The sequence below is a fragment of the Saccharothrix isguenensis genome (assembly GCF_052936305.1).
The window spans coordinates 499,878-515,337 of record NZ_CP193626.1 but is presented as its reverse complement, the minus strand read 5'-3'; the positions used below and the strand labels follow the sequence as shown (position 1 = coordinate 515,337).

General features: G+C 72.1%; 14 protein-coding genes. 4 read left to right on the top strand and 10 right to left on the bottom strand.

Annotated elements, in window-relative coordinates; translation table 11 throughout:
- Nucleotides 1-14 precede the first annotated feature (14 nt).
- From ACRAKI_RS02555 to ACRAKI_RS02530, 6 genes are all read right to left on the bottom strand, one after another.
- Complete coding sequence (locus tag ACRAKI_RS02555; RefSeq protein WP_033443353.1) at nt 15-425, bottom strand: hypothetical protein; 411 nt, start codon at nt 423-425, stop codon at nt 15-17.
- 4 nt (nt 426-429) lie between these two features.
- Nucleotides 430-2,046 carry an ABC-F family ATP-binding cassette domain-containing protein gene (locus ACRAKI_RS02550; RefSeq protein WP_447008314.1) on the bottom strand — a complete coding sequence of 539 codons (1,617 nt, stop codon included), beginning with the start codon at nt 2,044-2,046 and terminating at the stop codon, nt 430-432.
- Between the two features lie 171 nt (nt 2,047-2,217).
- A complete protein-coding gene (locus ACRAKI_RS02545) occupies nt 2,218-2,982 on the bottom strand; it encodes an ABC transporter permease (protein WP_447005435.1) in 765 nt (254 codons plus the stop codon).
- 53 nt (nt 2,983-3,035) lie between these two features.
- Complete coding sequence (locus tag ACRAKI_RS02540) at nt 3,036-4,286, bottom strand: MFS transporter (RefSeq protein WP_447005434.1); 1,251 nt, start codon at nt 4,284-4,286, stop codon at nt 3,036-3,038.
- 118 nt (nt 4,287-4,404) lie between these two features.
- Nucleotides 4,405-4,836, bottom strand: coding sequence for a MarR family winged helix-turn-helix transcriptional regulator (locus ACRAKI_RS02535; protein ID WP_447005433.1), 432 nt, complete (start codon nt 4,834-4,836; stop codon nt 4,405-4,407).
- Nucleotides 4,837-4,886: 50 nt separating this feature from the next.
- Nucleotides 4,887-6,380, bottom strand: coding sequence for an NCS2 family permease (locus ACRAKI_RS02530; protein ID WP_447005432.1), 1,494 nt, complete (start codon nt 6,378-6,380; stop codon nt 4,887-4,889).
- A gap of 87 nt (nt 6,381-6,467) precedes the next feature.
- Here ACRAKI_RS02530 and ACRAKI_RS02525 point away from each other — a divergent pair, with 87 nt between their 5' ends.
- The gene (locus ACRAKI_RS02525; RefSeq protein WP_447005431.1) at nt 6,468-6,737 is read left to right on the top strand and encodes a DUF2530 domain-containing protein; all 270 of its coding nucleotides are present in this window, start codon (nt 6,468-6,470) and stop codon (nt 6,735-6,737) included.
- 227 nt (nt 6,738-6,964) lie between these two features.
- Here ACRAKI_RS02525 and ACRAKI_RS02520 read toward each other — a convergent pair whose 3' ends face one another.
- From ACRAKI_RS02520 to ACRAKI_RS02510, 3 genes are all read right to left on the bottom strand, one after another.
- A complete protein-coding gene (locus ACRAKI_RS02520) occupies nt 6,965-7,954 on the bottom strand; it encodes a DUF222 domain-containing protein (RefSeq protein ID WP_447005430.1) in 990 nt (329 codons plus the stop codon).
- 195 nt (nt 7,955-8,149) lie between these two features.
- Nucleotides 8,150-10,993, bottom strand: coding sequence for a sacsin N-terminal ATP-binding-like domain-containing protein (locus tag ACRAKI_RS02515; protein WP_447005429.1), 2,844 nt, complete (start codon nt 10,991-10,993; stop codon nt 8,150-8,152).
- A complete protein-coding gene (locus ACRAKI_RS02510) occupies nt 10,990-11,772 on the bottom strand; it encodes a DUF3027 domain-containing protein (protein WP_447005428.1) in 783 nt (260 codons plus the stop codon). The genes ACRAKI_RS02515 and ACRAKI_RS02510 overlap by 4 nt, the downstream gene beginning before the upstream one ends.
- A gap of 72 nt (nt 11,773-11,844) precedes the next feature.
- Here ACRAKI_RS02510 and ACRAKI_RS02505 point away from each other — a divergent pair, with 72 nt between their 5' ends.
- From ACRAKI_RS02505 to ACRAKI_RS02495, 3 genes are all read left to right on the top strand, one after another.
- Entirely contained in the window at nt 11,845-12,579 is a 735-nt protein-coding gene (locus tag ACRAKI_RS02505) for a glutaminyl-peptide cyclotransferase (protein ID WP_447008313.1), read from the top strand.
- 116 nt (nt 12,580-12,695) lie between these two features.
- Nucleotides 12,696-14,378, top strand: coding sequence for an MFS transporter (locus ACRAKI_RS02500; RefSeq protein WP_447005427.1), 1,683 nt, complete (start codon nt 12,696-12,698; stop codon nt 14,376-14,378).
- 11 nt (nt 14,379-14,389) lie between these two features.
- Nucleotides 14,390-14,863: a DUF2771 family protein gene (locus ACRAKI_RS02495; protein ID WP_447005426.1), complete on the top strand. Its 474-nt coding sequence runs from the start codon at nt 14,390-14,392 to the stop codon at nt 14,861-14,863.
- 101 nt (nt 14,864-14,964) lie between these two features.
- Here ACRAKI_RS02495 and ACRAKI_RS02490 read toward each other — a convergent pair whose 3' ends face one another.
- Nucleotides 14,965-15,351, bottom strand: a complete 387-nt coding sequence (locus ACRAKI_RS02490; RefSeq protein WP_447008312.1) for a cold-shock protein — start codon at nt 15,349-15,351, stop codon at nt 14,965-14,967.
- Nucleotides 15,352-15,460: the final 109 nt, after the last annotated feature.

Here is a 15,460-nt window from a genome sequence, read left to right as displayed (position 1 = left end):
TCAGCCGCAGTGGGTCAGCGGCGGCGGCCGGCCTTCAGCGGCGCGACGTCGGCGCCGTCGTGCGAGCTGCGGCACTCGTCGGGCGTCACCGCCTCCACCGCGAGCGTCAACATGCCCTTCACGCCGGTGTAGATGCTCTCGCCGGCGGACGCCAGGGACGCGTGCACCCGGTTCGAGTCGGAGAAGTCCCGCTCGTCCTTGGCGCGCTTCTTCCCGGCCTCCTCCGGCTTCGTCGCGCTCCGCAGGTTGACCTCCAGCCACGCCGCGACCTCGGTCGGCGTGGTCAGGACCTCCTCCGGCGTCCGCTCCAGGCGCTCCTGGCGCGGGGAGGCGTGGTCGAGAGAGGTGTGCTCCACATAGGCGTGCCAATGTGTGTTGCGCAGTGACCAGGTCTGCTCGATCGGCCAGTCCTCCTCGGTGCCCATGCGCCTATCTTGCCAGGCTCCGCACGTCCAAGGTGTGGTCAACCCCCACGGCGGAAGCCAGCCGCCGGTCGTGGGTCACCAGCAGCAGCGTGCCCTCGTAGTCCCCCAGCGCCTGTTCGAGTTGTTCGATCGCGGCCAGGTCGAGGTGGTTGGTCGGCTCGTCCAGCACCAGGCACGTCGTGCCCCTGGCCTGGAGCACGGCCAGCCCCGCCCTGGTCCGCTCACCCGGCGACAGCGAACGGGCGGGCCGCAGCACGGCGTCCGCCCCGACCCGGAACTTCGCCAGCAGCGTCCGGGCCTCCACCTCCGCGAGACCGGTGTGGGCGGTGACGACGTCCAGCACGGTCTCGGCCACGGCGAAGTCGGCGCGGACCTGGTCCACCTCGCCCACCACGACCGCCGGCCCCTGGCTGCGGTCGCCCGCGTCGAGCGGCAGGCGTCCCAGCAACGCCCCCAGAAGCGTGGACTTGCCGGAACCGTTGGGGCCGGTGATCCGCCACCGCTCCCCCGCGCCGATGGTGAGGTCGATCGGCCCGAGCGCCACGTCACCGCGGCTCACCACCGCGCCGCGCAACGTGAAGGCGACCTGGCTGCCCCGGCCCGCGCCGGGCAGCGTCAACCGCAGCTCCCACGGCTCGCGCGGCTCCTCCACCGCCTCCAGCCGGGCCAGCTGTCGGTCCACAATGGACGCCTTCGCGGTCAGGTTCTCCGCGCCCTGCTTGCGGGCGGACTTGATGAGCTTGTCGCTCTCGTCCGACTTCGCGTTGCGCCGCACGCCCTGCCGCGACCACTCCCGCGTCTGCCGCGCCCGCTGCGTCAACGCGTCGCGCTTGGCCGCGTACGCCTCGTACTCCTCCTGCGCCCGCCGCCGCGCGTTGGCCTGCTCCTGGAGGTACGCGTCCCACCCCCCGCCGAACACGGTCAGGCCGTGGCCGAACTCGTCCAGCTCGGCGATCGCGGTGGCGGTGCGGGCCAGGAACTCGCGGTCGTGGCTGACCAGGACCATGCCGGCCGGGCTGCGCAGGACGTGCGATTCGAGCAGGTCCAGCCCGGCGAGGTCGAGGTCGTTCGTCGGCTCGTCCAGCAGCAGCACGTCCGCCGTGGTCAGCAGCACGGCGGCCAGCCGGAGCCGGGCCGACTGCCCGCCGGACAGCTCCCCCGAGCCGCGCTCGTCCAGCAGGGTCGCGGGCAGGCCCAGCCGGTCGCACACCTCGTCGGCGCGTTCGGCGAAGTCGGCCGCGCCGGACGCGGTCCACAGGTCGAACGCCCGCGCGTACACGTCCTCGGCTCCCGGCGCGCCCTCGGCCAACGCCCGCGTGGCGGCCTCGAACTCGCGCACGGCGCAGTCGACGCCGGTCCGGCGGGCCAGGTGGTCCCGCAGCGACTCGCCCGGCCGGATGTCGGTCTCCTGGGTCAGGTGGGCGACCACCCCGCGCGCGGCGACGGTGCCCGCGTCCGGGGCCAGCTCGCCCGCCAGCACCCGCAGCAGGGTCGACTTGCCCACCCCGTTCGGCGCGACCAGGCCTACGCGTTCACCTGCGCGAACATCGAGATCCACCTCCGCGAGCACGGTCCGGGGGCCGAACGACAGCGTCACGTTCCGGGCTGTCAACACAATCAGATCGTGACAGGAACGCCCGCTGTCGGCACGCGAGTTTCCGGGTGCACCGCCGGGTGCGACGCCGCGGGCGCCGCCGGGTACGACGGAGCCCCGCCTCCCGGTGGTACGACCGGAGGGCGGGGCCCGTCTGTTCCCGAACTGACTGCCGCTCCCACCACGAAGCGACGAGACTTAGGTTAGCCTAACTTCTGTCGGCGCACCAGTCCTGCGCACAGGACCGCGTGCGACCAGCTCCACCACCACCGCGATCGCCACCGCCTCGACCGCCAGCAGACCCAGCAGCACGACGAGCTGCAACGCCCCCGCCTGCCACACCGGCGCACCGCCGAGCAGCATCCCGACGAACGCGCCGGGCAGCGTCACCAGGCCCACCGTCCGGGTCTGGTCGAGCGCCGGGATCAGCGCCTCGGCGGCAGGCTTGCGGATCAGCTCCCGCACCGCGACCGGTTCGGTGAACCCGAGCGCCAACGCGGCCTCGTACTCGCCGTGCCGGTCCCGCAGCGTGTCGAGCGCCCGGCGGACGGACAGCGTGGTGGCGGTCATCGCGCCGCCGATGAGGATGCCGCCGACCGGCACCAGCGCGATTCCCCGCAACGGCACCAGTCCGCTCGCCACCAGCACCGCGATCGCCGGCGCCGTCCCGGCGAGGATGGCGACGGCCACCCACGCGCCACGTCGGCCCGTCTTCGTGCGAGCGGCCGACGTGCCCGTGGCCACGGCCGCCATCAGCACCAGGAAACCCGCCGTCAACGGCAGCGACGCCAGCACCGCGGTGATCACCGCCGACACCGCCGCCAGCTGAGCCACCGCCCGCACGGCCGCCCGCACCACCGGCCGCGGCGACGCCAACCCGGCCCACCACACCACCGCGCCCGCGACCGCGGTGAAGATCAGGCAGACGACGAGCAGCCGGACCCAGTCCGTCGCGATCACCACCCGGACATTGTCGGACGCGTCGGCACCGAGCGTGGGTTCAGGCGCGCGTGGGTTCAGGCGCGAGCGCGGCGGCGGCGCAGACCCAGGCGGCGCGTCGGCAGGGTGAAGCCACCCCGCCGGGCCAGCACGATCCCGCCGATCACGGCCGCCACGATCGACACCACGCCGCCGAACACGATCGGCGCGCGGGCGGAGAAGTGCTCGGCGAGCCAGCCCATGACCGGGCCGCCCACCGGCGTGCCACCCAGGAAGACCAGCATGTACAGGCCCATGACCCGGCCGCGCATCTCGGGTGAGACGGCCAGCTGCACGGTCGCGTTCGCGGTGGTAGTGAACGTCATCATGCCGATGCCGACCGGGATCAGCATCGCCCCCGTCAGCCACATCGTCGGCATCAGGCCCGCCGCGACCTCCAGCACGCCGAACGCCAGCGCGCCGATGATCAGCAACCGCAGCCGGGGCTTGCCCCGCGTGCTGCGCCGGGCGGCGAGCGTCGCACCGGCGAACGTGCCGACGGCCAGCATCGTGGACAGCAGCCCGTACGCGTCGGCGTCACCACCGAACGTGTTGCGGGCCAGCACGGCCAGCGTGACGAAGAAGTTCAACCCGAACGTGCTGATGAAGAACACCAGGACCAGCAGGATCACCAGGTCCGGGCGCTGCCGCACGTACCGCAGGCCCTCGCGCAGCTGGCCCTTCTCGCGCGGCACCGGTGCGGCCCGGTACAGCTTGGACGCGTTCATCAGCAGCAGGCCGAGGATCACGCCGGCGAACGTGACGGCGTTGATGATGGACACCCAGCCGGTGCCGATCACGACGATCAGCAGACCGGCGACCGCCGGGCCCACCATCCGGGCCAGGTTGAACGTCATCGAGTTCAACGCGACCGCGTTGGTGAGCTGGTCGCGGCCGACCATCTCCACCACGAAGCTCTGCCGGACCGGCGTCTCGACCGCGCTCACCGTGCCCATCAGCAGGCACAGCGCGTAGACGTGCCACAACTGCGCGACCCCGGTGACGTCGATCAGGCCGAGGGCGAGGGCGCACAGCGCGAGCGCGCTCTCCAGGAACAGCAGCAGCTTGCGCTTGTCCATCCGGTCGGCCAGCACACCGGCCCACAGGGAGAGGAACAGCGTGGGCGCGAACTGCAACGCGGCGGCGACGCCGAGCGCGACGGCGGAACCGTCGGACAGCTCCAGCACCAGCCAGTCCTGCGCGACGCGCTGCATCCACAGCCCGATGAGCGAGACGACCTGGCCGGACGCGTACAGGCGGTAGTTGCGGACGCGCAGCGAACCGAACATCCGGGAACGCGGGGGTGCGGCGTGCTCGGGCGGAGGTCCGACGTGCTCGGGCGGGGGTGCGGCGGTGTTGCGATCGAGCTGATCGTTCTCTGCCCCACCCGCGTACGCCGGCACGTCGTTACTGCCCCGCCATCCTGTCGATTATCTCGGCGGCGCGCGACAGCACCGCCCGTTCGTCCGGTGTCAGCTCGGCCAGCCGCTTGTCCAGCCAGGCTTCCCGGGCGGACACCTCTTCGTTGATGTAGTCGAGCCCCGACGCGCTCAGCTCCACGATGGCCTGGCGACCGTCCGTGGGGTGCGGTCGGCGCGTGGCGAACCCGTACTCCTCCAGAGCCGCTATCACCCTGGTCATCGACGGTGGCTGGACGCCTTCCTTCGCGGCCAGCTCGCCCGGCGTCAGGGGCCCGCACTTGTGCAGCGTGGAGAGGGCGGACACCTGGGTGAGCGAGATCGCGGAGTTCACCCGCTGCGCGCGGAGCCGACGGGTGAGCCGGACCACGGCCAGCCGCAGCCGGCTTGCCAGTCCTGCTTCAGCCTCGGTCTCCGCCACGTAGTTAGCATACCTCACGATCTCGCCGCCCAGGATGTGAAATCGCCCATTCAGCCGGCGAGAGCGGCCTGGATCGGGCCGATGCCGAAGTAGACGACGAACGCCGCCGCCACGATCCACATCAGCGGGTGCACGCTGCGCGCCCGACCGGTCAGCGCGCGCAGCACCACGTAGCTGACGAACCCCGCGCCGATGCCGTTCGCGATCGAGTAGGTGAACGGCATGACCACGATGGTGAGGAACGCGGGCAGGCCCACGGAGAAGTCCGTGAAGTCGATCTCCTTGATCTGGATGATCATCAACGCGCCGACGATGACCAGCGCGGGTGCCGCCGCCTCGATCGGCACCACCGCGTACAGCGGGGTGAGGAACATGGCCGCGAGGAACAGCAGGCCGGTGACGACGTTCGCCAGCCCGGTCCGCGCGCCCTCCGCGATCCCCGACGCCGATTCGATGTAGACGGTGTTCGACGACGAGGACGCCGCCCCACCCGCGACCGCACCCAGGCCGTCGACGAACAGCGCCTTCGACACACCGGGCAGCTGACCGTCCTTGCCGATGACGCCGGCTTCCTTGCCGAGGCCGGTCATCGTGCCGACGGTGTCGAAGAAGTCGGTGAGCACCAGCGTGAAGACGAGCAGCGCGGCGGCGAGGGCGGGAATCCTGGTCCACGCGCCGAACGAGACGTCGCCGAGGAGGGAGAGGTCGGGGAGGCCGAAGACCTGCTCGGGCAGGGCCGGGTAGCCGAGGTTCCAGCCGGAGGGGTTGACGCCCTTCGACGGGCCGACCTGGACGATGGCCTCGATCAAGATGGACAGCACGGCCGCCGCGAGGACGCCGATGAGGATCGCGCCCTTGACCTTGCGGGCGACCAGGATGCCGGTGAGGACCAGGCCGACGACGAAGACGAGCGTCGGCCAGGAGGCGATGGAGCCGTTGATGCCGAGGCCGACCGGCACCGTGGTGCCCGCCGCGTCCGGCAGGCGGCGCACGAAACCGGCGTCGACCAGGCCGATGAAGCAGATGAACAGTCCGATGCCGACCGCGATGGCCGCCTTGAGCTCCGCCGGCACCGCGTTGAAGACGGCCGTGCGGACGCCGGTGACGACCAGGAGCAGCACCACGAGCCCGTTGACCATGACCAGGCCCATCGCCTCGGGCCAGGACATCTGCGGCACGATCGTGACGGCGACGAACGAGTTGATGCCCAGGCCCGTGGCCAGCGCGAATGGGTAGTTGGCGACGAGTCCGAAGAGGATCGTCATCACGCCCGCGACCAGCGCCGTGACCGCCGCGACCTGCGGGATGGTGAGGATGTTGCCGAGCACGTCGACCTTGGCGTTGGGGTCGTCGGCGGCGAAGCTGCCCAGGATCAGCGGGTTCAGCACGACGATGTAGGCCATGGTCACGAACGTGACCAGCCCGCCGCGCACCTCCCGGCCGACCGACGAGCCGCGTTCGGAGATCTTGAAGTACCCGTCCAGCTTGGACCGGGCCGGGCCACCGGCGGGCGTGTCGGCGGCGGGTGTCTCGGCGGTGGCCATCGCATCTCCTGGATCTGATCGGTGCGGCTGAGGTTTGAGCAGGCAGAGCGTGCCTCACCCGTGTTTCGGCGAGGTAGCCTGCCGGACGTGGCCGAACAGGACGCAACACCCCTCCCGCCCCCGCCGCCGCTACCGCCGAAGCTGGCGGACCCGGTGCCCGCGATCGTGGCGGGCACGGTGCTGTGGTTCCTGGGGTTGGCCGGTGTGCTGCTGTTCGGCCGGGGCGACACGGTACTGGTGTGGACGTGCCTGACCGGCGGGCTGCTGGGGATCATCGGCTACGGCGTGTTCACCTGGCAACGGTCCGCCGCCCGCCGAGGCAGCCGCACGGCCCAGCACGGCCAAGGGCTGGACTGACCTGCGCAGAGGCGCTGGTGTGGCGTGGGTGGTCAGGCCGCGAGGGGCAGGGGTGGTCGGTGGAGCAGGTTCTGCCGGGGCCGTTGGGCCGGGTCGACGTGTCGTGGCGGAATGAACGTCGGGATGCCTCCGGTCATGGTGATCCGCCATGGTGAGTGGTGCACCAGCGTGTGATGCGCGCGGCACAAAAGAACGAGGTTCCCGAGATCGGTGTCCCCGCCGTCCGATCAATGCCGCACATGGTGCGCGTCGCACCACTTCGGTGGCCGTGAACACCCAGGAAAAGCGCATCCCCGGTCGCGGGCGTGCAACGCTTTGCGCTGCGCCACACTCACCGTCCGCTTCGTCCGCCCCAGATCCAGCACTTCCGAATCGCCACCCAGCACCACAGGGATGACTTTCGCGTCGCACGCGATCCGCCGCGCCTGAGCGGCGCTGAGGTAGTGGTCGCCGTCGAGCACGGCGTGTCCCACCCCGCGCCGCAGCGTCTCCACATCCACGGTGACGCTGATGTGCGGACGTTCCCCGGCCTCGGACGGCAGGTCTCCCGACCGCGACGCCAGCGACACCACGTCGGCGAACGCCTCACCCAACCGGTGCGCGAGGTCCTTCGGTCCCTCCGGACGCGGCACGGACAACGGCTCCAGCATCGCGGTGAACCGAGCACCGGTCTCCGCCGACAGCTCACCCCAGAACTCGACCCGTCCACCCGGCAAATCCCGCAGGTACACCACATCCGCAGGCTCCGCCGCCGGCTCGTCCACCTCGTCCACGGCGTCCTGCTCGACGCGGTCGCGGATGCGGTCCGCCAGCTGCCGGACCACCTTCGGCTCCACCGACCGCGCCGCCTCGACCAGGACCTCCTCCGACCAGTCGGGCAGCTTCAGCGTCCCGACCGCCCGCGCCAACTCCCGCAGATGCCCCTCCGACAACACACCTTCCGCCAACGCCGCACCCGCCACCCGGCACGGCGGCGGCAACGACTGCCCGGTCGGCGCGACCGACGGCAGGAACAACCCCACCTGCGCGACCCACTGCTTGAATTCCACCGGATTCACCCGAACCGACCGCCGGTACGAATCCAGGTCGTACCCGCAGCGCACCACCTCGGCGAGCAATTCCAACCGCCGCCGGTGCAATGCCCGAATGGACGCTTCAACCTCCGCAACGGCGGCGAACACGTCATCCTCGGTCAACAACACCGGCACAACACCCATACCCAGAACAATAGTCGAACAAGCATTCGCACATCATCACCCGAGCAGGTACGGAAAACGGGCCGATAACGACACATTCCGTTATCGGCCCGCACGGACGCGTGAATTGCTCCGCATGGCGTGGTAATCCTCACCAGCCAGGCCGGTCTCCCTCCGAAGACAAGCCCTGCTCACCGCTGCCGGCTGGAGAGCAGATCAGCCGAGAAGCACGGAGGGTGTCGGGTCGGCGATCAGGGCGGCGAAGGTGTGCCGGTCGTCCCACCGTCCCGTCGTCCACGCCAGGGCGCGCGCCAAGCCCTCGGGGGTGTCGGCGGCGTGCAGCACCGGCTGGTCCGCCGCCGTGTCGTCCACCCACCACGACACCGAGTGCTCGGCGCCCTCCGCCGCCACCACCAAGTCGTCGTGCACGATCAGCGAACCGCCCGGCAGCTCGACCCCGAGCAGGTCGCACGCCAGCCGCACGGCACCCAGCTCCGACCAGACCACCTCGTCGCCCTCACCGACCACCGCCCCGGACACTTCCTCCGAGGCGAGCGGCAGGGCCAGGAGTTCGGCCAGTTCCGCCGGCGCGCCCGAGGCCGCCAGCACCTGCGAGGGCTCCAGCACCCCCAGCAACCACGGCAGGTCGGGCACGAGCACGTCGTCGGCCGATTCGGCGGCGCCGGTCAGCACGCGCACGCGGTCCGGTGGTTCGACGTTCACGGAGTCCGCCACCTCGGCCAGCAACGCGTGCACGCGCAGCACCAGAGCGTCGGACAGCTTGCGCGCCGGATCACCCAGGCGAGCCAGCAGATCGGCGACGTCGTCCTCGTCCACCACGCTCAACGACGTCCGCACCCCGGCCGCCGCCAGCACGTGCGGCGGGAGGTCGACTGGCGGGACCACGTCGTACAGGCCTTCCAGGCCGTCCGCGTCGGCCGACCGCCAGGACCCGAGCGGCACGCCTTCGATGGTCGCGTACCTGGCCAGCCACCAGCCCGTGTAGCCGTCCGGCTCGGTCACCGCGCGCCACGCCACCTGGTCGGCGGCCATCATCGCCAGCGCCTCCGGCCACTTGTCCCTCGCCACCAGGTCGAGGTCCCGGATGCCGAGCACCCGGGTGGGCGGCACGTCGAACGTGTCCCACCAGTAGCCCTCGTCGGCCAGGTCGTGGTCCGGTTCGGTGGGCGAGTCGTCCTCGACCACGCTGAACCCGTCGATCACGCCGACGTCCGTCAGCACCGAACGCGGCCACTCCTCGGCCACCGACGCGTCGAGCACCCCGAACGGCGCGTCGGACTCCAGCACCGTCAGCAGCGCCGAGTCGGGCAGCACGAGTTCGTCCGCGCGCCGCCACTCGCCGTCCGTCGAGGGCAGCGCCAGCTCCGCCAGCCACGGCCGTCCACCGGCCCGCGACACCAGCCGCAGCACGGTCCGCACCAGCTCCGGCCCGTCCAGCTCGGGGTCGTCCATGCTCCGGTGCACGGCCTCGCGCACGGCTTCTGAATCCAGCAGCTCATCCGCACCGGCCTCGGTCGCGCCGAGCCGCAGCAGCAGCGGGTGGGCGGCGTGGGGGTGCGCGATGCGCAGGCCGGGCACGGAGAACAGCTCCGAGTCGGTGCCCACGAGCACACCGCGCGGGCTGCTCACGAGCCGGCCGTCGACCAGCGGCACGGGCAGCGAGCCCATCGCCTCGCGCGCCGTCGAGTCGACGTCCGCGACGGGCGACAGGGCGTCGTACACCTCGTGCCACCACGCCGGGTCGCCGCCGACACCGGCCAGCGCCGAGACCACCTCCGCCACGCCGAGGCGCGGCACGTCCAAAGCCGCCAGCGCCTTCGCGTGCGGCGGCAGGGTCAGCTCGTAGTCGAGCAGGCCGGGGATCACGTCCTCCAGCAGCTCGACCAGTTCGAACGACGCCAGGTCCAGCACCTTCGCGGTGGACGGCGCGGTCCACTCGCCGTCCGCCAGCGGCAGCCAGGAGGCCGTCCGCAACGCCCCGAGGATGCCGGTCCGCAGCTGGTCGTCCACTTCGGACAGCGGGAAGCCGGGCAGCGGCACCAGGGACGTCCGCTCGATCGCGGGCAGCGAGGCGACCAGCGCCGGGTACGCCGACGCGGCCTGGTCCAGCACGAACGACGCCGCCGAGCCCGCCAGCACCCGTCGCCGGGACGGCTCCACCGGCAGGGTCGCGATCAGCCGCGCGGGCAGCGACAGCTTCTCGTCCGTGGGCGTCGGCGCGTGCAGGACGTCGCCGGACAGCGGCTCGTCCATCGGCCACGCCCAGCACGCGGACCAGTGCGGACGCGATTCGACGCCCGTGACCAGCGAGGACGGCAGTTCGCCGCCGACGCGGTGCACCAGCCACCGCTGCGCGCCGGACGGCCCGGTCAGCACCACGACGCCGTCGGACTCGGTCCGCTCCCACGCCTCGGAGCCGACCTCGATCCGGCGCAGGCCGGGCAGGGCCAGCAGCAGGTCGGGCGCCTGCGCGGCGAACTCGGCGAGCAGCCCGTCGGCGTGCGACTTCAGGGGCAGCCGGACCTCGGTGTCGAACCCGTCGGGCACGTCCGTCTCGTCGGACGGCCACACCAGCCGCAGCACCGGCACGTCACCGCCGCGGGCCGACGCCAGCGACGGCACCGCCTCACGCGTGCGTGCGGCGGAGAACGCCACCGCGCCGGACCGCGACACCACGCGCGGCTCTTCCGTCACGGCCAGGACGGCGGCGAAACCCACACCGAACTGGCCGACCGTGTCGGAGACCTTCGACGACGCGCGCAGCGACGCCAGAGCCGCCACACCGGCCGCGTCCAGCGGCGCGCCGGTGTTCGCCGCGCGCAGTTCGTTGTCCACAAGGGACAGTCGCAGCACGCCGGGGGTGTCGCCGGCGGCGTCGGACGCGTTCTGCGCGAGCTCGACCAGCAGCCGGTCGCGGTAGCCGCCGAGCCTCAGGTCCTCCTCGGCGTTGGCGTCCTCCCGGAACCTCGTCGGCGATCCGCGCCACGCGGCCAGGACCGACTCGCGCAGCGCCTCGGTGCCGAACGGGTCCGCGCTCACTTCCCGCTCTCGTCGGCCGGGGACGCGTTGACCTCGACGTCGAGTTCCGCGTCGTCGTAGACGACCTCGGCGACGGGCACCAGCGGGCCGCCCTCGACCTCGGTCTCGGAGTGCGCGCCGCACCCGAACTCGACGTGCACGACGTGCCCGTCCGCAGGCGTCATCTCGTTCGCGCACACCCCGAAGGCGGCACCGAGGGAACCGGCGATCCGGGTGTAGAAACCGCAGGTACCGCAGGTGGCGGGGGCGCTGCGGGCCATCTCGCTGCGCGGCCCGAAGTCGCCGCCGTGCCAGCGCTGGGCGGCGTCGAGCACGCCTTCGCGGGACAGCACGCGCACCCGGCCCAGGCCGATCTCCAGCGCGGTCTCCTCGACCGCCGGGTCGTCCGAGCCGGCGTACGCGGGCGCGAGCCGCGGGTCGTCGTCGGGCGTGGGCAGCAGGTCGCCGACACCGAGGTCGCCGGCGCGGACCCGCTCGTGCCACGGCACCCACTCGGGCGCGACCAGCGCGTCGTCGCCGGGCAGGAGCACGACCTCGCTCACCGACAGCGGCGTGCCGGGGCCCGCGAAGGCGAGCGTGACGGCCCAGTTCCAGCCGCGGTAGCCGGACTGGTAGGCCTCGAAGAGGTGGGTGGCCGACACCTGGTCCTCGGCGACCGTGCCCACGTGGTCGCCGACGCGGTCCGCGCCCGCCTCCTCTTGTGCGGCGGCCCGGGCGAACCGGACTGCCTCGGGATCGGCGAGCGCTGGGTTGGGCTGCTGGGTCGGCGTGGCGGTCACAGGTGAATTGTGCCGCACGTCTTCGCAGCCCCGTGCACACGTGCCACCCTTTTGGACGTGCGGTGGCTCCTGATGGCGGTCGTGTTGGTCCTGTCGGCGGCGTGCTCGACTCCGCCGAGCGGCCCGACGGGGCTCGAAGTGCTCGGCACGGTGCCGCACGACCCGGACGCGTTCACACAGGGCCTGGAGCTGGTGGACGGGGTGCTCTACGAGGGAACCGGCCTGGAGGGGCAGTCGTCGCTACGCCGGGTGGACCCCGAGACGGGTGAAGTGGAGCAGCGGGTCGACCTGCCGGGGACGATGTTCGGCGAGGGCATCACCGTGGTCGACGACCGGATCTGGCAGCTCACCTGGCGCGATGGCGTGGCCATCGAACGGGACCGGACCACCCTCGAAGAAGTGAGGCGCGTCACGTACGAGGGCGAGGGCTGGGGGCTGTGCCGTGACGCCGGCCGGCTGGTGATGAGCGACGGGACGGACCGGTTGACCTTCCGCGATCCCGGGTCGTTCGCCGAGACGGGGTCGGTGTCGGTGCGGCGCGACGGACAGCCGCTCGACCGGTTGAACGAGCTGGAGTGCGTCGACGGGCAGGTGTGGGCGAACGTGTGGCACTCGGACGAGGTGGTCCGGATCGACCCGGGGACCGGTCGGGTGACGGCGACCGTCGACCTGAGCTCGCTGCGGCCGGACGGCGTGCCGAAGAGCGACGTGCTGAACGGCATCGCGGCCGTGCCGGGCACCGACGAGTTCCTGGTGACCGGCAAGAACTGGCCGACGATCTTCCGGGTGCGGTTCCCCGGCGACTGAACCTGCGCCGAACCGGGGCTGAACGCGCGTCGGACGTGGTCGGGGTGCGGGACACCACCGCGCGCCGCCGGGCGCAACTGCGGGACAGCCCGCACCGGGTGAGGCAGGATTGGGGTGTGACACCCCCTCGGCCGGAAGACCCGTCGCGGCGGTACCCGTGGGAGGACGACGAGTACAAGCCGCGCACCCGGCCGTACCCGGTGCCCGGACAACCGCCGCACGACGACCCGCCGCCGCGCCACCAGCCGCCGCCGCACAACCAGCCGCCGCACAACCAGCCGCCGCACGGCAGGCCACCGCACAACCAGCCGCCACCGCCGCCCGGTCGGCGACCACCGCCACCCCACGACCAGCCGACGGACCAGCACCGCACCCACCAGCCGCGCGACGAACGGGAGTCCGCCCGCTTCGCGCCGCCGCCGGACGATGACAAGCCGACCGCGCCGACGCTGCCGAAGAAGCTCACCGTCACCCGGGTCGTGTGGTTCCGCACGAGGCAGCTCACCGGCCAGGCGCTGGCCGCGTTCCGCAAGGCCGCGCACGCCGACGGCGCCAAGCAGTCCGGCCTGTCGTCGCTGACGTACGCGGTGATGCTGAACTACGCGGCCGACGCGGCGATGGCGGTCGCGCTGGCCAACACCCTGTTCTTCTCCGCCGCGACCGGCGAGAGCCGCGGCAAGGTCGCCCTCTACCTGCTGATCACGGTGGCGCCGTTCGCGCTGGTCGCCCCGGTGATCGGCCCGGCCCTGGACCGCATCCAGCAGGGCAGGCGGGTGGCGTTGGCGGCGTCGTGCATCCTGCGCGTGTTCCTGGCCATCGTGATGGCGCTGAACTTCGACAACTGGGGCCTGTACCCGGCGGCGCTGGGCAGCATGGTGCTGTCCAAGTCGTTCACCGTGCTCAAGGCCGCCATCACCCCGCGCGTGCTGCCGCGGGACATCACGCTGTCCAAGACGAACGCCCGGATGACGGTGTTCGGCCTGGCCGCGGGTGGTGTGTTCGGTGCGGTCGCGGCCGGGCTCGCGAACCTGTTCGGGTCACCGGGCGCGCTGTGGTTCACCGCTCTGCTGTGCCTGGCGAACGCCTACTACTGCCTGCGCATCCCGTCGTGGGTGGAGGTCACCGAGGGCGAGGTGCCGGCGTCGCTGCGGGCGAGCCCGAAGCCGAAGCGGCAGCCGTTGGGCCGGACGGTCGTGGTGGCGCTGTGGGGCAACGGCGCGATCCGGATGCTGACCGGGTTCCTGATGCTGTTCGCCGCGTTCGTGGTGCGCGCCCAGACCGAGGGTGACGCGTTCATGCAGGTGCTGCTGCTGGGCGTGATCGCGGCGTCGGCGGGTGTCGGCAGCTTCCTGGGCAACATCGTGGGCGCGCGGCTGCACTTCGGCGTGCCGGACCAGGTCGTGATCGGGTGCCTGACGGCGGCCCTGGCGTCGACGGTGCTGGCGGCGGTGCTGCCGGGTCTGCTGACGGCGGCGGCGGTCGGGCTGATCGGGGCGACGGCGAGTTCGCTGGCGAAGGTGTCGCTGGACGCGGTCGTCCAGGACGACGTGCCGGACGAGTCCAGGGCGTCGGCGTTCGGCCGGTCGGAGACGATCCTGCAGCTCGCGTGGGTGTTCGGCGGCGCGCTGGGCGTGCTGCTGCCGACCGAGTACTGGGTCGGGTTCACCGTGCTGTCGGTGCTGCTCGCGGTGGGGCTGGCGCAGACGATCCAGACGCGGCGCGGCACGACGCTGATCCCGGGCCTGCGCGGCGACCGACCGCTGCGGGCCGCGCCCGTCGCGCCCCGGGCGGGCACGTAGGCTCGACTGCCGTGCGCCGAGTTCTGCTTCCCCTGTTGCTGCTGGTCCTGGTCGGTTGCGCGGCCCCCGTCGACCCCGAGGTGACGTTCTACGCCGACGGTGAGGCGATCAACGTCAAGCCGACGCAGTACTGCGACCTGCAGTCGGAGGACTGCGAGGCGGACCCGGACGCCGCCGGCGTGCTGCGGGTGCGACCGGGCAAGCCGGTGCAGATCTCCGTGCCGGGCGAGCTGGCCGGGAGCGCCTGGTCGGTGAAGTTCACCTACCGCAACGGGCGGGGTGAGCCGCAGGAGCCGTTGCGGAGCAAGCTGTTCACCGAGCGCGACCCCCGGTACGCGTACACGCTCGTGCTGCCGAACCCCGACGACCAGTTGGAGAGCGTCGAGGTCCAGCAGTACGGCGCGCGCATCCAGACGAGCACCACGGGCGCGTTCGACTTCGTCGCCCGTGGCACCTGGGTCCTGTCCGTGGACGACCGTGTTTGATTGCCGCTGCCCAGGCAGCGGCTCGGTCGCCTGGAAGTCGACCGTTCGCGACCTCGCGCGGGTGGTGGTCACCCCGCAGCGCGGACCGCGGGTCCACGGGTTTACGGGTCGAGCTCCCGGGCGACGGCGCGGACCACGTCGGCGATCAGCTTGGTGTTCTTCCGCTCCGGGTAGCGGCCACGGCGCAGGTCCGGCTGCACCTTGACCTCCAGCAGCTTGATCATGTCGTCGATCAGCCCGTGCAGCTCCTCCGCGGGACGGCGGCGGGCTTCCGCGACCGAGGGCGCCGGGTCGATCAGCCGGACGGACAGCGCCTGGGGACCGCGCCTGCCCTCGGCCATGCCGAACTCGATCCGCTGACCGGCTTTCAAGCCCTCGACACCCGGAGGCAGCGCGGACTTCCGCACGTAGACGTCTTCGCCACCGTCCTGTGTGACGAAGCCGAAGCCCTTCTCCGTGTCGTACCACTTGACCTTGCCGGTCGGCACCGTTCTCACCAATCCTTAAGCGATCACACGACGAACGCGCCCGGGGCGTGCCCAGGGCGCGTCCCACCAGACTATCCAGAACACCGCCGCCGGGGCACCTCCGAAAGCG

Coding starts and splice junctions, on each gene's coding strand:
- ACRAKI_RS02530 (WP_447005432.1), bottom strand. CDS start 6,380: ATGGCCACCGCCGAGACACCCGCCGCCGACACGCCCGCCGGTGGCCCG.
- ACRAKI_RS02505 (WP_447008313.1), top strand. CDS start 11,845: ATGGCGGTCGTGTTGGTCCTGTCGGCGGCGTGCTCGACTCCGCCGAGC.
- ACRAKI_RS02540 (WP_447005434.1), bottom strand. CDS start 4,286: ATGTTCGGTTCGCTGCGCGTCCGCAACTACCGCCTGTACGCGTCCGGC.
- ACRAKI_RS02555 (WP_033443353.1), bottom strand. CDS start 425: ATGGGCACCGAGGAGGACTGGCCGATCGAGCAGACCTGGTCACTGCGC.
- ACRAKI_RS02520 (WP_447005430.1), bottom strand. CDS start 7,954: ATGGGTGTTGTGCCGGTGTTGTTGACCGAGGATGACGTGTTCGCCGCC.